This window comes from Paraburkholderia caffeinilytica (assembly GCF_003368325.1).
Classification (GTDB): Bacteria; Pseudomonadota; Gammaproteobacteria; order Burkholderiales; family Burkholderiaceae; genus Paraburkholderia; species Paraburkholderia caffeinilytica.
Genome location: NZ_CP031466.1, coordinates 647,282 through 664,769, shown reverse-complemented (window position 1 = coordinate 664,769; position 17,488 = coordinate 647,282). Strand labels below are relative to the sequence as shown.

The 17,488-nt window shown below is 64.6% G+C and carries 11 protein-coding genes and 1 pseudogene; 1 reads left to right on the top strand and 11 read right to left on the bottom strand.

Annotation, left to right across the window (positions count from 1 at the left end; genetic code table 11):
• Positions 1–182: 182 nt before the first annotated feature.
• From DSC91_RS02960 to DSC91_RS02920, 9 genes are all read right to left on the bottom strand, one after another.
• Positions 183–1,367, bottom strand: coding sequence for a thiolase family protein (locus DSC91_RS02960; protein WP_115776753.1), 1,185 nt, complete (start codon positions 1,365–1,367; stop codon positions 183–185).
• A gap of 48 nt (positions 1,368–1,415) precedes the next feature.
• Positions 1,416–2,846 (bottom strand): efflux transporter outer membrane subunit, encoded by a 1,431-nt coding sequence (locus DSC91_RS02955; protein ID WP_115776752.1) that lies wholly within the window; start codon positions 2,844–2,846, stop codon positions 1,416–1,418.
• Between the two features lie 10 nt (positions 2,847–2,856).
• Positions 2,857–4,428 (bottom strand): DHA2 family efflux MFS transporter permease subunit, encoded by a 1,572-nt coding sequence (locus DSC91_RS02950; RefSeq protein ID WP_115779660.1) that lies wholly within the window; start codon positions 4,426–4,428, stop codon positions 2,857–2,859.
• 7 nt (positions 4,429–4,435) lie between these two features.
• Entirely contained in the window at positions 4,436–5,527 is a 1,092-nt protein-coding gene (locus DSC91_RS02945; protein WP_175171880.1) for an HlyD family secretion protein, read from the bottom strand.
• A gap of 88 nt (positions 5,528–5,615) precedes the next feature.
• Positions 5,616–6,038, bottom strand: a complete 423-nt coding sequence (locus tag DSC91_RS02940) for a MarR family winged helix-turn-helix transcriptional regulator (protein ID WP_115776751.1) — start codon at positions 6,036–6,038, stop codon at positions 5,616–5,618.
• 80 nt (positions 6,039–6,118) lie between these two features.
• Entirely contained in the window at positions 6,119–6,541 is a 423-nt protein-coding gene (locus DSC91_RS02935; protein ID WP_115776750.1) for a MarR family winged helix-turn-helix transcriptional regulator, read from the bottom strand.
• A gap of 90 nt (positions 6,542–6,631) precedes the next feature.
• Positions 6,632–7,522, bottom strand: a complete 891-nt coding sequence (locus tag DSC91_RS02930) for a transglutaminase family protein (protein WP_115776749.1) — start codon at positions 7,520–7,522, stop codon at positions 6,632–6,634.
• A complete protein-coding gene (locus DSC91_RS02925) occupies positions 7,519–10,194 on the bottom strand; it encodes a circularly permuted type 2 ATP-grasp protein (RefSeq protein WP_115776748.1) in 2,676 nt (891 codons plus the stop codon). Before DSC91_RS02925 ends, DSC91_RS02930 begins: the two co-directional genes overlap by 4 nt.
• Positions 10,195–10,240: 46 nt before the next feature.
• Positions 10,241–13,729 (bottom strand): transglutaminase family protein, encoded by a 3,489-nt coding sequence (locus tag DSC91_RS02920; RefSeq protein WP_115776747.1) that lies wholly within the window; start codon positions 13,727–13,729, stop codon positions 10,241–10,243.
• 323 nt (positions 13,730–14,052) lie between these two features.
• On the opposite strand from DSC91_RS02920, the pseudogene DSC91_RS02915 reads away from it, so the two are divergent.
• Positions 14,053–15,117 (top strand): annotated as a pseudogene (locus DSC91_RS02915) (zinc-binding metallopeptidase family protein); the annotation flags it as partial.
• Between the two features lie 380 nt (positions 15,118–15,497).
• Here the strand turns inward: DSC91_RS02915 and DSC91_RS02910 are convergent.
• Together DSC91_RS02910 and DSC91_RS02905 are read right to left on the bottom strand one after the other, a co-directional pair.
• Positions 15,498–16,772, bottom strand: a complete 1,275-nt coding sequence (locus tag DSC91_RS02910) for a DUF3443 domain-containing protein (protein ID WP_115776745.1) — start codon at positions 16,770–16,772, stop codon at positions 15,498–15,500.
• Positions 16,773–16,783: 11 nt separating this feature from the next.
• Positions 16,784–17,233 carry a DUF2844 domain-containing protein gene (locus DSC91_RS02905; RefSeq protein WP_115779659.1) on the bottom strand — a complete coding sequence of 150 codons (450 nt, stop codon included), beginning with the start codon at positions 17,231–17,233 and terminating at the stop codon, positions 16,784–16,786.
• Positions 17,234–17,488: the final 255 nt, after the last annotated feature.

Below are 17,488 nucleotides of genomic sequence, written 5' to 3'. Positions count from 1 at the left end.
AAAGTGGCAATGATGCTAAACGAAACTGGCGCTGGAGGAAAAACTTTAAATATGACGCGGCGACCGTTTGCCAGGCAGCGTCGCGAGATTGATGCACGCCGCATCTAAGCGGCATCTAAGCGGCATCGAAATGGCCGCGGCACGTTAGCGGTTCCGCGCACCGCAACGTGCCGCAGCCGACCTCAGATCACTTCCAACGCCAGCGCGATCCCCTGCCCGCCGCCGATACACAACGTGACGACGCCGCGTTTCAGGCCGTCGCGGCGCATCGAATGCAGCAGGCGCGTCGTCAGGACCGCACCGGTTGCGCCGATTGGATGGCCGTGCGCGATCGCGCCGCCTTGCACGTTGATCAGTTCGTCGGCGATGCCGAGTCTGCGCGCCACCGCGATCGGCACGGCGGCGAAGGCTTCATTGATCTCGAAGCGTTCGACGTCCTCGAGTTGCCAGCCTGCGCGGGCGAGCGCCATGTGCACCGCCGGCACCGGACCGAGGCCGAACATGCCGGGCTCGACGGCGGCGACGCCATACGCCGCCAGCCGCGCGAACGGCTCGATGCCGCGCGCCTCGGCAAACCCGCGTTCAGCGACCAGCATGGCGGCTGCGCCGCTGTTCAATCCCGGCGCGTTGCCCGCGGTAATCGTGCCGTCCGGACGGAATGCCGGACGCAGTCTGGCGAGCGTTTCGACGGTGGTATCCGGGCGCGGCTGTTCATCGCTCGTAAAGTGCTGCGGACCTTTGCGCCCCTGGATTTCGACGGCGACCAGCTCCGCGTCGAAGTCGCCGCGCACCTGCGCCTCGGCAAAACGCTGCTGCGAACGCGCGGCCCAACGGTCCTGCGTTTCACGCGTCATATCGAACTGCGCGACGAGATCCTCGGTATGCCAGCCGGAGTGCTCGCCGGAAAACGCGTCGTTCAGGCCGTCGCGCAGCAGGCTGTCGTGGATTTGCGCGTTGCCCATCCGGTAGCCCCAGCGGCTGCCGTCGAGCAGATACGGCGCGCGGTCCATGTTTTCCATGCCGCCGGCCACAGCGGCGTCGCCGAGGCCGAGCCAGATTTCCTGCGCAGCGGACGCAATCGCCTGCGCGCCCGAGCCGCACACGCGATTGACCGTCAACGCGGGCACGGCCACCGGCACACCGCCGCCAATCGAAGCCTGACGCGCCGGATTCATTTTATTGCCGGCCTGAATCACATTGCCCAGCACCACCGAGGCCAGCGCAGCCGGATCGAGGCCGCTGCGCCGCAGCGTCTCACGCACCGCGACCGCGCCGAGTTCGGTTGCGGGCACTTCTTTCAGCGCTCCGCCGAATGCGCCAATCGGCGTTCTCACCGGATTGCAGATCACCACTTCTCGCGTACTCATCGTTCATCTCCAGTTGGACTACTACTTTCGCGGCCACATCCACATGCATCAATTCGCCGACGCGGCCGTGACCGTTTCCGGGACATCCCAGCCGCCGCCGAGCGAGCGATACAGCGCGACGGCTGCGAGCGCATGCTCGCGTTTGGCCTGATTCAACGACTCCGCATCGCGCAGATAGGCCTCCTGCGCGGTAAGCACATCGAGGAAATCGGTCGCGCCGCCCTTGTAGAGCTCACTCGACAGACGCAGCGCATGGTTCGATGCGTCGAGCGCACCGCCCAGGCGTTGCACCTGCACCGCGCCGCTCACCAGGTCGCTGCGGTTGTCCTCGATCTCTTTCAACGCCTGCAGCATGGTCTGCTGCAAGCCGAGTTGCGACTCGCGCATCCGGCTCTCGCTCGCGTCGATATTCGCGGTGATGCGGCCGGCGTTGAAGATCGGACTCGTTGCGCTCAATGCGGCGCTGAAGAGGTTGTCGGTCAATGTCGGCAAGCCGAGGTAGGACGAGGCCAGCAAGCCGTCAGCGAGATTGAGCCTGAACTGCGGATAGCGCTGCGCCTTTGACACGCCCACTTCCGCCGCGCGCTGTTCGACCGTGGCATAGGCATTGCGCACGTCGGGCCGCTGCAGCAGCGCCTCGGACGGCAGCGTCTGCGGCACGCTTTGCGCGGGCACCGGGATGTCGCGTGCGTTGGCGAGCAGCAAGCCGTCGACGCTCTCCGGCGTGCGCCCCGAAAACACCGCGATCAGACTCAGTTGATGCTGCACGGCCGACTGAATACGCGGAACCTGCGCCTGCAAATCCTCCAACTGGTTCTGCGCGCGTGCGACGTCGAGTTGCGTCGACAGTCCGTAGTGCAAACGCTCCTGCGTGAGCTTTAGCGCACGGGCACGGATCTGTTCGTTGTCGCTGAGAATCTGCAATTGCGATTGCGCCCAGCGCAGATCGATATACGCCGCCGCTGTGTTCGCCGCGAGCGCCAGACGCAGTTGATTCAAAGCCGCCTGCCGACCCGACACTTGCGCCTCAGCGGCGAGAACAGCAAGACGTTCGCCGCCGAAGACGTCCGGCGTCCAGCTCGCCGTCAGGCCGACGCCGGCCTGACGCACGTAGCCGAGCGGTGGGGGTGTGTTCTGCCGGGAATCGGATGCCGTCGCGCTAGCGTTCAGTTCCGGCAGCAAGGCCGCGCGATTCTGCTTTGCGAGATCCTGCGCCTGCCTGACGCGCTCCACCGCGGCCTGCACGTCGAGATTGCCCGTCAGCACGGATTCCACCAGTTGATGCATGACAGGATCGCCGAATTGCGCCCACCATGCATCGGCGCTCACGCTGTCTTGAGGGGCATCGACATTCCACGCCGCCGGCGCGACGGTCTGAACCGTATGCTGCAGGTCCGCGTGCGTTTCCGGTTGCACCGCACACGCCGCGAGCGTCAGAAGCGCCGCGCTCGCCAGTACTTTCATAACGATTGGTTTCATGCTGAGTTCCTCAATGAGCATCGGGCGGCGGCGCGCTATTGCCAAACGGGCGCGAGAACAGCACGCTCAACAAACCGACGACGAAACAGAGCGACAGCGCAAAGAACGTGTCGGAAAACGTGAGCACGAGCGCTTCGCGCATCAGCAGCGCATGCAACGCCCCGAGGCCGGCATTGGCCGCATTCAGCGCGTCGCCGCCCACTGCCGCGAAGTGCGCGCTTTGCTGCTGCAAAATCGACTCCACCACCGGACGGCCCGCGCTCAGATGTTCGTCGAGTCGCTCGTAGTGGAGATTCAAACGATCGTTGAGCATCGTGCTGCTCACTGCAATGCCGATCGCGCCGCCGAGATTGCGCATCAGGTTGAACAGGCCGCTTGCGGAACGAAGCCGCGACATCGGCAACGAACCCAGCGCCATCGTGACAATGGGTGGAATGCAGAACTGCTGGCCAATGCCGCGCAACGCCTGCGGAATCAGCAACTCCTGCCAGCCCCATTGATTGGTCAGCGGCACATACAGATAACAGCCCACGCCGAACAGCACCAGGCCGAACACCAGCAAAATCCGCATGTCGATGAAACGTGCGACCACCGAATAGGCGACCATCGCCAGCAATTGAAAACATCCGACCGACAGCAACGCCACGCCGATCTGCAACGAATCGAAACCGCGCACACGCGACAGAAACACCGGCGTCAGGAACACCGCGCAGAAAATCCCGATCCCGGTGATGAACGACAGCAGACTGCCAATGCCGAAGTTGCGGATCGCCAACGCGCGCAAATCGACGATCGGCTCTTTCGCGGTGAACGCACGCACGACGAACAGGAATCCGCAGATCGCCGCCACCCACGTGCATGTCAGGATCACGTGGTCGCCGAACCAGTTCTTGCGCGGGCCTTCCTCCAGCACGTACTCAAGGCAGCCGAGAAAGCCGGACATCAGCAGGATGCCGAGGTAGTCGCCCTTTTTCAGCAGCGACAGATCGACGTTGTCGAAATGCACGTACTTCGGCACCAACAACGTGACGGCGACGCCGGGCACCAGGTTCAGATAGAACAGCCAGTGCCACGACCATTGCGACGTGATCCAGCCGCCGATCACCGGACCGATGGTCGGCGCGAGCGTGGCAAGCGCGCTGATGGTGGTGGACGCGATCAGGCGCTGCTTGCCGGGGAACAGGACGAACGCCGTGGTAAACACGGTTGGGATCATCGCGGCGCCGAGCGCGCCCTGCAACCCGCGGAACAGGATCATCGAGTTGATGTCCCACGCGAGACCGCACAACATGCTGGTGACCGTGAAGCCGAGCGCGGAAAACGCGAACACCCAGCGCGTCGAGAACACGCGGGTGAGCCAGCCGGACATCGGAATCACCAGAATCTCGGCGATCAGATACGAGGTCTGCACCCACGAGAGTTCGTCCTGGCTCGCGGACAAGCCGCCGCCGATATCCTTGAGCGACGACGCCACGATCTGAATATCGAGCGTCGCCATGAAAAACCCGACGCACATCAACGTGAACGCCAGGACCTTGATTCGTGTCGGCAGATCGGCGGGGTTGGCGAGAACTTGAGTCATGATGGGCTTATCCGCGCGCAGCGGCATCGAGATGCACCTTCACCGTCGCGGAAAGGCCCGGCCGCAGCACGCCTTGCATGTCCTTCGGCACCTCGAGACGCACGCGCACCGGCACGCGCTGCACGATCTTCGTGAAGTTGCCGGTGGCGTTCTCCGCCGGCAGCACGCTGAACGTCGCGCCGGTCGCGGGCGCGAGACTCTCGACCACGCCGTGAATCGGCTTGCTCGACGCGTCGAGATCGACGTCGACGCCGTCGCCGACATGCATCTTCTTCAACTGGTCTTCCTTGAAGTTGGCGTCGATCCACAATCCGCTCGACGGCACCACGGTCAGCAGCGACACGCCCGTGTTCGCCAGCAGGCCGACCCGCGCGGTGCGATTGCCGACGTAACCGTCGATCGGCGAGCGGATCGTGGTGTATTCCACATTCAATGCCGCAACCCGCTGCGCCGCCTGTGCGGTGGCGATGCGCGCCTGCGCGTCGCCGATCTGGGCGTCCAGCACGGCGATCTGCCGTTGCGCCGCGATCAAGGCTGCGCTGCTGCGGTCGACCGCGGCATGCGCCTTGGTCAGATCGGCGTTCGCGCGTTCCACGACCTGGTTCGATACCGCATCGTCCTTCACCAGTTCGCGATAGCGCGCCTGGTCGGCGGCGCTGCGCGTCAACTCGGCGCCGGACGCCTGGACCTCGGCGGCCTGCTCGTTGATGGTGGCCAACTGCAAGGACTTCTTCGCCTGCAACTCGGTGATCGCCGCCTGCGCGCTCTCGACTTCCGCGCTGGCCTGCGCGAGACGCGCGTCGTAATCGCGCGCATCGAGCCGGATCAGCACCTGATTCGCATGCACGAACTGGTTGTCGCGCACCAGCACGTCCGTGACGAAGCCGTTCACCTTGGGCGACATCACGGTCACATCGCCGCCGACGTAGGCATCGTCCGTCGATTCGACAAAGCGGCCGACGAAGAACCAATACGACGCCGCAAGCGCCAGCACGGCGAGCACCGTGATGATCGCGAGCAGCATCCACGGAATGCGCCGTGCCGGTTTGGCGGCGTTTGCCACGCTGGGCGGTGCGATAGTCGAGGGTGTAGTGGACATGATGTTCGTATGTGCGTATGCACTCGTTGAGCTGAAAAAATGGCGCGTTGGATTGCGCCGGGCTTGGTCCGCTTCGCGCGGGTCTGATTCAAACGGAATCGCTTGTGATGGCGAACAACTCGGAGCGCAATGCCGCCGCGCGCTGTTCGCCGAAGCGGTCTTCGAATTCGGCTTGCGCCGCATGCCAATGCTTGCGCCCTGCCTGCAACCGCTCTTCGCCGGCCGCCGTCAACGCGATCGACAACGCCCGCGCGTCGGCCCCGAGTGCTTCGCTCGACACCAGTCCGTTGCGCCGCAGCGGCTGGATCGTGCGGACCAGCGTGGTGCGCTGCATGCGCATGGCTTCGGCCAACTGCTTCATGCTCATCGGACCCACGCGCTTCAGGCGCCCCATCAGCGAAAACTGCGTGATGGTGAGGCCGACATTCTCAAGGTGGCGGTCGTAGAGTTGCGACACATAGCGTGCGGCCTGGCGGATCGCAAAGCAGTCGTCGTCGATAAGCCCGTCCATCGCTGCGCTTCCTTTTCGTGAGTGCGTATGCACATTATCAGACGTACCAAAGCTCGTCGAAACGAGCTCATGTGTCTGGTCTATCCGGTGATGTTGAACAGCTCGGAACGCAGCGCCTTGGCACGTGCGCGGCCGAACTTTTCTTCGAACTCGTCTTGCGCGGCACGCCATGCGATGGCCGCCTGATCGAAGGTCGTTTCGCCCTTCTCCGTGAGACTGAACAGAAACGTGCGGCCGTCGTGCTCCGCCGATTCAGCGACCACCAAGCCGTCGCGCTGCAACGGTTTCATGGCGCGGACCAGCGTGGTGCGCTCCATGACCATGGCGTCCGCGAGGTCCACCATCGGCAGGTTCGGCGTGCGCGCGAGCTTGGCGAGAATCGTGAACTGCGCAGCCGTCAGCCCTACCTCGCCGAGATGGCGCTCGTAGATCTGCGTGACGTGCCGCGCCGCCTGGCGCAGCGCGAAACAGTTGCATTCGTCGTAGGAGAGAGGACGGGTCATGTTGGGCAGTGTATATGTGCATACACACAGAGTCAAGTTTTTGTGCCCGTTCCAGATGAAATAAAGGCGACGACCGTCGAAGGCAGCAGGCTAAAGCGCCAACACCGTCACCCCCACCTCCACCCGATGCGCCCCGCCTCCCAGAATCATCCCGCGCAGCAACGACACGTCGCTGTAGTCACGCCCGATTGCGAGCGTCACGTGATCCATATCGGCGAGCACGTCATTAGTGGGGTCGAGATCGATCCAGCCACTCTCCGGGCAATACACGGATACCCACGCATGCGAGGCGTCCGCACCGATCAGGCGCGGCTGCCCGGGCGGCGGATCGTTGCGCAGATAACCGCTCACGTAGCGCGCCGGCAACCCCAGCGAGCGCAAGCAGCCGATCATCACCTGCGCGAAGTCCTGGCATACCCCGCTCTTCAATTCGAAAGCGCGCTCGGCGGGCGTGTCGAACATCGTTGCCGAAGGTTTGTATTCGAAGTCTTCGTGAATCCGGTGCATCAGATCGATCGCTCCCGCCACGATCGGCATGCCGGGCGGAAAACTCGCCAGCGCATAAGCACGCAGGAACGGCCGCGGCACGATGTTCGGCGACGCGAAGCAGAACTCCACCTCGGGCCGGAACTCGCCGCCTACCCTGAAACGCAACGTGTCCGCCACGGCTTCCCATTCAGGCGTTTCATCGGGATCGAGGTCGGTCCAGCGCGGCATGAGCGCCACCGTGGTTTCACTGACGAGTTGCAGGCGCTCGTGCGGGGCGTCCAGCGCGAAGTACAACACGTCGTTGCCGAATGCGTCGATGCGGCTGGTCTGATACGACGGTTCCGGCTCGATCTTTTCGCTGTGCGAGACCACCCGCTGCCACGCGCAGGCGATCGGCCGGATCGTCGCGAGATGCTGGGCGGTCTCCACATACGTGGAGTAGTGGTAGGTCGTGCGATGCGAGACGGACAACACGGTCGGCGCGTTCTTCATGGCCACACCTGCAATGCCACCGTACTGGCATGACTGAAATAGCGCGCGCTGATCTCGTGCGCCGCCGCGCCGACATAGCCGCCAATCTGATCGCACACCGCCATCAGATTGGCGTATGAATCGTTTTCGTCGATGGCGCACAGCGCTTCGAGCGTCGGCAACGATGCGGCGGGCGGCATCAATTCCGCAAACGGACGATGCCGCACGCTGCCCGCGGCCACGGCAATCTCGTCGAGCTTCTTGCGCAGACGCTCATACACGCCATAGACGCCGCGCGGATTGGTGGGCTCGATCGCCAGCAGGTCGAGCAAGGCCGGCACTTCGAAACGGCCCGGATAGAGCGAGCGATAGGTCAGCGTGCTGTCGAACAATTGCAGCAGCAGATCGAACCCGGCGGGTGTCGCGAGCTGGCCTTTGTCGGCGACCACGCGCAAGAACGACGCCATCGCCGAGACGCGTTCGATGTGCCGCCCGACGAATAGCAGACGCCACGCTTCGTCGCGTGTCATGCGGTCGCCTTGCGCGCCGCTGATCGCCGACAATTGCACCGACAGGCGTTCGAGCGCGTTCATCAGCGTTACACGGTCATAGCGGTCGTAGCGTTCACTGCGCTCGGCGCGGCCGTTGCCCTTCGCGCCGCCCTGCGGTGAGCCGCCACTACCGCTGCCGCTACCATTCCCGTTGCCGTTGGAGCCCGCAGCCGGCATCAAGGTCTGCAATGCATCGCGGAAATCGTTGCGCGCCGCGAGAATCGTGCGCCAATGATCGTTCGACAAACGCCCGCGCACTTCGCCGTTCGCACGCGCCTGGTAGTTCAGGTTCTGGCCGATGCTCGCAGCGCCCGTGCTGTCGCTCAGATTCGCGACCAGCGCGCGCTCGAATGCTTGCGGCGAATACGGCGAGGCCATGTCGCCGGATTGCACGAGACCGCAATGCATGGCGAGCTCGACCAGCGTGGGGAACATCGCGTCGGCGTCGTTGCCTTCCAGCGAGCCGAGAATCAGGCGCAGCAGCCGCACATTGTTTTCGGCGCGTTCGCCATAACGTCCGGCCCAGAACAGATTTTCCGCCGCACGGCTCGACACGGTGCGATGCTTGCGCGCGAGGTCGGCGGGTTGCATCGGCGAAGGCAGCAGCGTGAAAGTCGACGTCGGCTGGCTCGACAACACCCACGTATCGACACTGCTGCCGCCGTATTGCATCGACACCGTCGCCTGGCGCTCGGCGGCCATCCGCGTGAACCCGCCCGGCATCACATGCCAGCCCCCGTTGACATCGGCAATCGCATAGACGCGCAGCACCGACGGACGGCGGCCAATGGTGCCGTCTTCGTAACGCGGCGTGCAGGAAAAGCGCTGCGACTGCTGGATCGTATAGGTGTCGGGCATCGCTTCGATGCGCTCGCGCCATGTCGCGAGCCGTTGCCTGCCCTGCTCGATCCCGGGCGGCGCATCGCGCGGCGCGACCGGCCACGTCGGCACGATGAACGCCTCGTCCAGCCGTGCGAACGCGTGTTCGCGCGCCGCCTCTTCGCCGCACCACCAGGTCGCCACGCTCGGCAGCAAGAGGTCTTCGCCGAGTAAAACCTCGGCGATGCCCGGCAGAAATCCATGCAAGGCCGGCGATTCGACAAAGCCCGAACCCGGCACGTTCGACACGATCACATTGCCCGCGCGCATCACCTGCAACAGGCCCGGCACGCCGATGCTCGAATCCGCCCGCAGTTCGACCGGATCGCAGAAGGCATCGTCCAGACGGCGCAGCACGACGTGCACCCGTTCGAGACCGGCGAGCGTCTTCAGGTACAGCATGTCGTCGCGCACGGTCAGGTCTTTGCCTTCGACCAGCGTGACGCCGAGATAGCGCGCCAGAAACACGTGCTCGAAGTAGGTTTCGCTATAGGGTCCAGGCGTGAGCAACGCGATATGCGGCAAACCGTCGGCGCCCGAACTGCCGGGCGCCATCGTGGCCTGTGCAGCCCGCGCGAGCGTCGCGATCAGTTGCGAATAGGTCGGCGCGAGGCGGCTCACGCGCATCGCGCGGAACGGTTCGGCGAACAGCGTCGCCACGATCAGCCGGTTTTCCAGCGCATAACCCAGGCCGGACGGCGCCTCGGTGCGGTGCGCCATGACGGTCCAGTCGCCACCGGGCGTACGCGCCAGATCGACGGCGACCACCTGCAGATATTGCCCGCCAGGCGGCGTGAAGCCCTTCACCGAGCGCAGATAACCCGGATGCCCGAACACCAGCGCCGGCGGCAACTGGCCACGCTCGAGCAAGGTCTGCGGTCCATAAATATCGGCGACGATGGCATTGAGCAGATGCGCGCGCTGCGTCACGCCACGCTCGATATGCGCCCACTCGGCCTCGCTGATCAGGAACGGCAGCAGGTCGAGCGCCCATGGCCGCGGCTCGCCGTTATCCGCGTAGACGTTGTAGCTGATGTCGTTGTCGCGGATCTGCTGCGCGACCGACGCGCGGTGATCTTCCAACCGCGCGATGCCGTCCTCGCCGAGCTGCTCGAAGAATTGCCGCCACGGTTCGCGCAACGCGCCGGAGGTGTCGCGTAACTCGTCCCAATGTCCTTCGTAAGCCGGCAACAGCCGCAATAAGGAAGAAGCGTCCGCGTGCGCCGCGGACGTTTCGAAGGGAAAAGTCGATTGAAAGGCCAAGGTCGTGTCGTTCTTAAAAGTATGCCGCCGCTTTCAGTCTACCAGGTTACCAGTAGCGCAGGTCCAACGTAAACGGAAACTCGAGGCTGCGCTGCGGTACCCCGACCGTGAGCGGCCCCGGTGTATGGCCGGATGCGAAGAAGCGTGCGCGCCGCCGGCTTTCCGCCTCGTAGGCGTTGACCGGGAAGGTCTGATAGTTGCGCCCGCCCGGATGAGCGACATGATACTGGCATCCGCCGACCGAGCGGCCAGTCCATGTGTCGATCAGGTCGAAAGTGAGCGGCGCATCCACGCCGATGGTCGGATGCAGCGCCGACGGTTGCGACCAGGCGCGAAAGCGCACCCCGGCCACATATTCGCTGACGCGGCCGGTCGGCTGAAGCGGCACCGGCACTCCGTTGACAGTCACCACATGGCGGTTGTCGTTCAACCCGAGCGCGCGCACTTCGAGCCTTTCCACCGACGAATCCACGTAGCGCACCGTGCCGCCCGCCGAGCCCTCCTCGCCCATCACGTGCCAGGGTTCGAGCGCGTTGCGAATGGTCAGCGAAACGCCGTTCACCGTGGTCTCGCCGACCAGCGGGAAGCGGAATTCGAAGTGCGGCGCGAACCAGCTGCTCTCGAAAGCGAAGCCCGCCTGGTTGAGTTCGCCCAGCACGTCGTCGAAATCCATCTTCGCGAACGTGCCGAGCAGAAAGCGGTCATGCAGTTCCGTGCCCCAGCGCGTGAGCCGCTGCGTGTAGGGCGTGTGCCAGAAGCGCGCCACCAGCGCGCGCAGCAGCAATTGCTGCACGAGACTCATGCGCGCATGCGGCGGCATTTCGAAACCGCGCAACTCGAGCAGGCCGAGACGGCCGGTCGGACCGTCGGGTGAATAGAGTTTGTCGATGCAGAACTCGGCGCGGTGCGTATTGCCCGTCACATCGATCAGGATGTTGCGCAGCGAGCGGTCGATCATCCACGCCGGCAGGTTCGCGCTGTCGCGGCCGCCGAGCAGATCGATCTGCCGCTGCAGCTCGCGAAACGCCACCTCCAGCTCATACACCTGATCGTTGCGTGCCTCATCGACGCGCGGCGCCTGGCTCGTCGGCCCGATAAAGAGGCCGGAAAACAGATACGACAGCGACGGATGGTTGTGCCAATACGCGATCAGGCTGGCCAACAGATCGGGACGGCGCAGGAACGGACTATCGGCCGGCGTCGCGCCGCCGAGCACGAAGTGATTGCCGCCGCCGGTTCCCGTATGCCGGCCGTCGGTCATGAACTTCTCGCTGCTCAGATAGCTCTCGGCCGCGGACTGATACAGGTACTCCGTGTTGTCGACCAGCTGTTCCCAGCTCGACGCAGGATGAATGTTCACCTCGATCACACCCGGGTCCGGCGTCACCTGCAAGACCTTCAGACGCGCATCGCGCGGCGGCGGATAGCCTTCGAGCACCACCTGCATCCGCAATTCGGCGGCCGTCGCTTCGATCGCCGCGAGCAGGTCGAGATAGTCGTCGAGTTCGGTGAGCGGCGGCATGAACACATGCAGCAGCGAGCGGCCGCTGTCGAACGCTTCGGTTTCCGCTTTCGGACCCGCGGCACGTTTCGGATCGCGCGCTTCGACGCAGATCGCCGTGCGCAGCGTTTCCTTCGACGACTGTCCACGCGCCGGCGGCGACTGATCGCCCGTGCGAGGGGCAAAGGCCAGCACGCCGCTGCCCGCCATGCCGCTCAGCAAGTCCGCCGCTGACGACGACAACGCCGCCGCATGCCGCGCATCGGCGGCGCTCATGGTACGGCGGGATTCGCCGGCGCCGGCGCCGTCGTACTGGATGCGCAGTTGCGCGGCCGGGCGCAACGGCACCGGCGGGGCAAACGGATCGTGCGCGTGCTGATACGGATAGTCGGTCTTCGACACCCACGGCAGCGAGTCGAGCGGCAAGCGGTAGCCCATCGGCGAATCGCCGGGAATCAGGAACATGCGTTCGTCGCGCAAGAACCAGCGGCCGCTGACCCACTTCGGCGCTTCGTTCGGCACGTCGCGTTCGCGTGCAAGCGGCAGAACATAGCCGGTCACGCCGCCCAGTCCCGCATCGAACACGCGCCGCAGACGCACGCGCTCCAGTTCGTCGTCCAGACGCGCATCGAGCGGATCGACGTTGACCGGCAAGCGGCGCTCGCGCCACAGGTAGTACCAGACGTCTTCGAAGCCGGGCTGGATGCAGTCCGTGTCGAGCGCCAGCTTGGTCGCCAGATGCGAGAGGAAACGTTGAGCGTCGGCGGCCGTGTAGGTGCCCGGCTCGCGCTCGTCGGCGAACAGCGTGGGGTCTTGCCAGCATGGCTCGCCATCGGCGCGCCAGTAGAGCGACATCGCCCAGCGCGGCAACTGTTCGCCCGGATACCACTTGCCCTGGCCGATATGCAGAAAGCCATTCGCGCCGTAGCGTGAGCGCAGCTTGTCCATCAGCGCGACCGCGTAGCCGCGTTTGGTCGGGCCGAGCGCGTCGGTATTCCATTCGGCGGCGTCGCGATCGCGCACTGACACGAAGGTCGGCTCGCCGCCCATCGTCAGGCGCACGTCCATCTCGGTCAGGCGCTGGTCGACCTGCGCGCCCATTTTGAGCACGTCGCTCCACACTTCTTCGGTGAAGGGCCGGGTGACGCGCGGCGTCTCCAGTACCCGTTCGATCGACATGGTGTGCTCGAACTCGACTTCGGATTCGTCGACCGCGCCGGAAATCGGCGCCGCGCTACCGGGTTCGGGCGTGCAGGCGACCGGAATATGGCCCTCCCCGGCGAGCAGGCCGGAAGTCGGATCGAGGCCGATCCAGCCCGCGCCCGGCAGGTACACCTCGCACCATGCGTGCAGGTCGGTGAAGTCGACTTCGGTGCCGCTCGGGCCGTCGATGGATTTGACGTCGGGCGCGAGCTGCAGCAGGTAGCCGGAGACAAAGCGCGCCGCCAGCCCCAGCTGCCGGAGGGTCTCGACCAGCAGCCAGCCCGAATCGCGGCACGAGCCCGAGGCGTTCACCAGCGTTTCCTCGGGCGTCTGCACGCCGGGCTCCATGCGGATCAGGTAGCGGATCTCGCGTTGCAGCCGCTGATTCAGTCCGACGAGGAAGTCGGCGGTGACCATCGGCTGGCGGTCGATACTTGCGACGAACTCGGCGAAGCGCGGCGTCATCGGCCGCTTGACGAGATACGGGGCGAGCTCCAGCGCGAGGCCGGGCGCATACTCGAACGGAAATTTCTCCGCCGACGGTTCGAGAAAGAAGTCGAACGGGTTGTAGACCGCCATCTCGGCGACCAGATCCACGGTCACCTTGAATTCGCGCGTCTTCTCGGGAAATACGAGGCGCGCCTGATAATTGGCAAACGCGTCCTGCTGCCAGTTGATGAAGTGTTCCGCCGGTTCGACCCGCATCGAATAAGACAGGATGGGGGTCCGGCAATGCGGCGCAGGCCTGAGACGCACGACCTGGGGCGACAGCGCAACCAGCCTGTCGTAACGGTAATGTGTGACATGATTCAACGCGACGCGAATGGACACACCGGACTCCTGGACAAGGGATGGCAGCCCGCCAAAAAGCAAGCTTCATGCCGTTTATGAAACAAGCCCGAAAAACCACGTGAACTGACTGTACCGCCCGGATGACCGCCTGCTGCGAAGTTTGCCGCGTCTGCCGACCGTCCGGTCGATCGATCAGCGCGCCTTTCCACCGCCTTTTCGACGGCCGCGCACCAAAGCGGCGCAGCGCCGATGCACAATCATGCACGTAATGTGCGTTAAACCAGTGACGTCTGGCAAATGCGGCATGAGGATTGCGCGTTGGCTTCGCTCCGTGACCGCCACCCACCACCCGGGTTCGATCGATGAAAACCTTCCACTGCAATCGCTGTGCGCATCTCGTGTTCTACGAAAACGTTCGATGCGAACGGTGCGAATCATTGCTCGGATACGTGCCCGAACTGGCCGAGATCAGCACCTTCGAAGAAGCCGACGAAGGCCGCTGGCGCAGCCTGCATCCCCGTGCCGGGGGCGCGCTGTTCCGGCAGTGCCATAACTACGCGGTCGAAAATGTCTGCAACTGGATGATCCCCGCCGACTCGCCCGACACGCTGTGCCGCGCCTGCCAGCTCACGCTCACGATTCCGAACCTGAGCACGCCGGACAACCGGTTCTACTGGTACCGGCTGGAGACGGCGAAGCGGCGTCTGCTGTACACGCTGGCCGCCCTCGGGCTCGACGTCCCGTCGCGCCAGGACGACCCGGAGCATGGCCTGGCATTCGAATTCCTCGAGGACGGCGACGACGGCGAGCAGGTCATGACCGGCCACGACAACGGCCTCATCACGCTGAACATCGCCGAAGCCGACGACGCCTACCGCGAAAAGGTGCGCAGCGCGATGGGCGAGCCCTATCGCACGCTCCTCGGCCACTTCCGCCATGAGACGGGCCACTACTACTTCAGCCAGTTGATCGAGAACGAGCTGCGCTGGCTCGCGCCCTTCCGCAAGCTGTTCGGCGACGAACGTGCCGACTACGGCGAAGCGCTGACGGCCTACTACCGCGACGGCGCACCGAAGGACTGGCAGGCTTCGACGATCAGCGCCTATGCGACGATGCATCCATGGGAAGATTGGGCCGAGACGTGGGCGCACTACCTGATGATCGTCGACGTGCTGGATACGTCGACGTCTTACGGCCTCGCCTTGTTGCCCGACGACCCGAGCGAGCCGACGCTGACCGACCGCACGCCCGTCGAAGATGCGAGCTTCGAGAATCTGATGAAGCGCTGGTTTCCGCTCACGTATGCGCTGAACAGCCTGAACCGCAGTCTCGGCATGCCCGACGGGTATCCGTTCACGCTGGCCGCGCCGGTCGTGGACAAGCTGCGGTTCGTGCATCGGGTGATCACGGCCGCGGGCGACAAGACGCAACCGCGCGAAGCGGTGAAGCCGGCTCGTAAAGCTGGGACGAGGCAGGCGCCGTTAAAGACGGCGCAGGCTGGCGCGTTGCAGGCGGTGGCGCCGGTCGCGCAACCAGCGCCACTGTCTGCGCCACAACCGGTCGCACAACCTGACATGTCACAAGAACCGGCGCAGGCGCCCATGCTGGAGACAGCCCCACCGTCAGTGCCGCCTTTGCCATCCGCACCCACCGCCGCCAAAGCGGCCCCCGCCAAGCGGGCCGCACGCCGGCGCTAGTCCAGTCGCGGCACCCGCCGCACGCGGAACGCGTCGAGAACCCACAAAAAAGCCCGCTGCCGAACCGATCGGCAGCGGGCTTTCCCATCGGAGCCCAATCCGGCGATCGCTCAATACGCGACGTAAGGCCCCGTGCCGCCAGGCGTCGTCTGCTGCTCGACTGCGGCGTACACGTTACGTCCGTAGAAGAACGGCAAGCCCCAGTCGAAAATCGACGACGTCACGAAAGCCGGTCCGGCCAGCAGCGGCAACGCTGAATCGCCGCTGTACGTCTGCGAGATCGTCGTCGCATTGCCGACGCTGAAGTTCACCGTGCTCGTCGTGCCGTTCACTCCCTGGATCATCGCACTCAGCGACTCGGTCGACGCTGGGCAGTAGTACGCGCTATTGGGACTCGCGCAGGTCGGCAACGCACTGGTCTGGAAGAACAGGCCCGTGGAGCCGGAGTCCAGGATACTGCTCGAATACGTCGTGCCGTTCTGCACCGTCGTAAAGGTGCCGCTCGACGCACTCACGCCAATCACCTGCGCGCTGCCCAGCGCATTGTTGCTCTGCGTGCCGATGCCGAACACCAGTTGCCCGCTGACCGTCTGCGCGCCGCCCGACACCGTCGGCAGGCTCAACATCGAACCGTTGTTGTCGGCCGCGAAGTACGGAATCGGATTGGCGACCTGCAGCGCTTCGGCAAGCGGAATCGACGTGCAGGTCGTGCCGCTGCAGCCGTAATACGTGCCGGCCACCGCCTGTTGCACACAGTTCGCGCCGCAATCGTGCTTGAACACGCCGATGCCCAGAATGCCGTTGGCCTGCAACGTACCCGGCGTGTTGCGCGATGCGCCCACGCTCGCGCAATCGGACGGCACCGAAGCGTAGTTCGGGTCGATCACCTGAATCGGCAGCGAGGCCGCTTTTTCACCGGCGATCTGCAGGTCCGCGAGCTTCACCGAACCCCACGTGTAGCCGTCGAAAAACTGCATGCATTCGGCAACCAGATTGCCCGAGGCGTCCTTCTGTTGCGGCAGCGTCATCGACGCGGGCAATTGCGAGGCGAACACGCGCACGCCCCACGAACCGGTATCCACCAGAACGTGATCGATGGTTTGGCACTGGCTGGTGCCGGGCGCGCAAATCGTGATGCTGACGAACGGCATGTTCGGCACGTTGCTCACGCCGGCGTCGACCGTCACGCGCACTGCGTTGGCGGCCACCACTTGCGGCGAAGGCGAGGTGTTGGTGACGGTGGGACCGGCCGACAGGCTGGTCGTGCCGGAACTCGCCGAGGAGCCGGAACCGCCGGAGCCGCCGCCTCCGCCGCCGCAGGCACTGACCAGCAACGCGAGCAGCGCCGCGCACAACAAGGTTACGAACGAAGACGTATGACGCATGATTCGCTCCGTTATTGAATGACGCCGACATCGACGCCCGCGGGCACCGCTTGCGGCAGATAGGCATGGCCGGCAAACGCACGCAGGTGGCCGCCGGAATAGACCACCAGATCGCTGCTGGACACCGCGAGCGGCGTGCCACGCCGGGTTGCGGTAGCGGCGACGTATTGGTCGAACGACGTGCCGAGCATGGATTGCAGATCCGGCAGCGTCGGGCCCTGCCATGCGACACCGAAGACGATGCCGTTGGGCGCGACGTACTCGCGCACCAGCGTGCCGGACGGCATGGTAATCAGGTGTACCGAATACGCGCTTTGCGTAGTGACCGTATGGGCCACTGCGTGAAGCCGCGTCTGATCGCTGTCGACGGTACTGACGTTCTGGCCGAGCGTGGCATGCGCGGCAAACGACAGCGCGCAGCTTGCCCCGAGCATTGCGCGAGCAATGCTTGTAGAAAGCATCGGTTTCAAGAGATTTCCTTCGAGGTGAAACGCTCGTGGCCGGCGGCTGAGCCGATCAGGAACGGGAATCCAGGGGGCGCACTCCTGACCGGCGGTGCCGGTTCTGCATTCACACCGGTTGGGTTGCGTGAATGCGTCTACGGAGTGGCAGCGCGAAACTTTAGCTATCGCGAAGGGGCATGGCAATCGTTTGCGGGACGATTTAAACCTTCTACGCGTCCAACGCCGTTCGAACCTGTTTGAAATTTGAGGACA

What these genes read in the sequence shown, in the direction of transcription:
- DSC91_RS02960 (WP_115776753.1), bottom strand. Translation starts at nt 1,367, where the DNA reads ATGAGTACGCGAGAAGTGGTGATCTGCAATCCGGTGAGAACGCCGATT.
- DSC91_RS02955 (WP_115776752.1), bottom strand. Translation starts at nt 2,846, where the DNA reads ATGAAACCAATCGTTATGAAAGTACTGGCGAGCGCGGCGCTTCTGACG.
- DSC91_RS02950 (WP_115779660.1), bottom strand. Translation starts at nt 4,428, where the DNA reads ATGACTCAAGTTCTCGCCAACCCCGCCGATCTGCCGACACGAATCAAG.
- DSC91_RS02945 (WP_175171880.1), bottom strand. Translation starts at nt 5,527, where the DNA reads ATGTCCACTACACCCTCGACTATCGCACCGCCCAGCGTGGCAAACGCC.
- DSC91_RS02940 (WP_115776751.1), bottom strand. Translation starts at nt 6,038, where the DNA reads ATGGACGGGCTTATCGACGACGACTGCTTTGCGATCCGCCAGGCCGCA.
- DSC91_RS02935 (WP_115776750.1), bottom strand. Translation starts at nt 6,541, where the DNA reads ATGACCCGTCCTCTCTCCTACGACGAATGCAACTGTTTCGCGCTGCGC.
- DSC91_RS02930 (WP_115776749.1), bottom strand. Translation starts at nt 7,522, where the DNA reads ATGAAGAACGCGCCGACCGTGTTGTCCGTCTCGCATCGCACGACCTAC.
- DSC91_RS02910 (WP_115776745.1), bottom strand. Translation starts at nt 16,772, where the DNA reads ATGCGTCATACGTCTTCGTTCGTAACCTTGTTGTGCGCGGCGCTGCTC.
- DSC91_RS02905 (WP_115779659.1), bottom strand. Translation starts at nt 17,233, where the DNA reads ATGCTTTCTACAAGCATTGCTCGCGCAATGCTCGGGGCAAGCTGCGCG.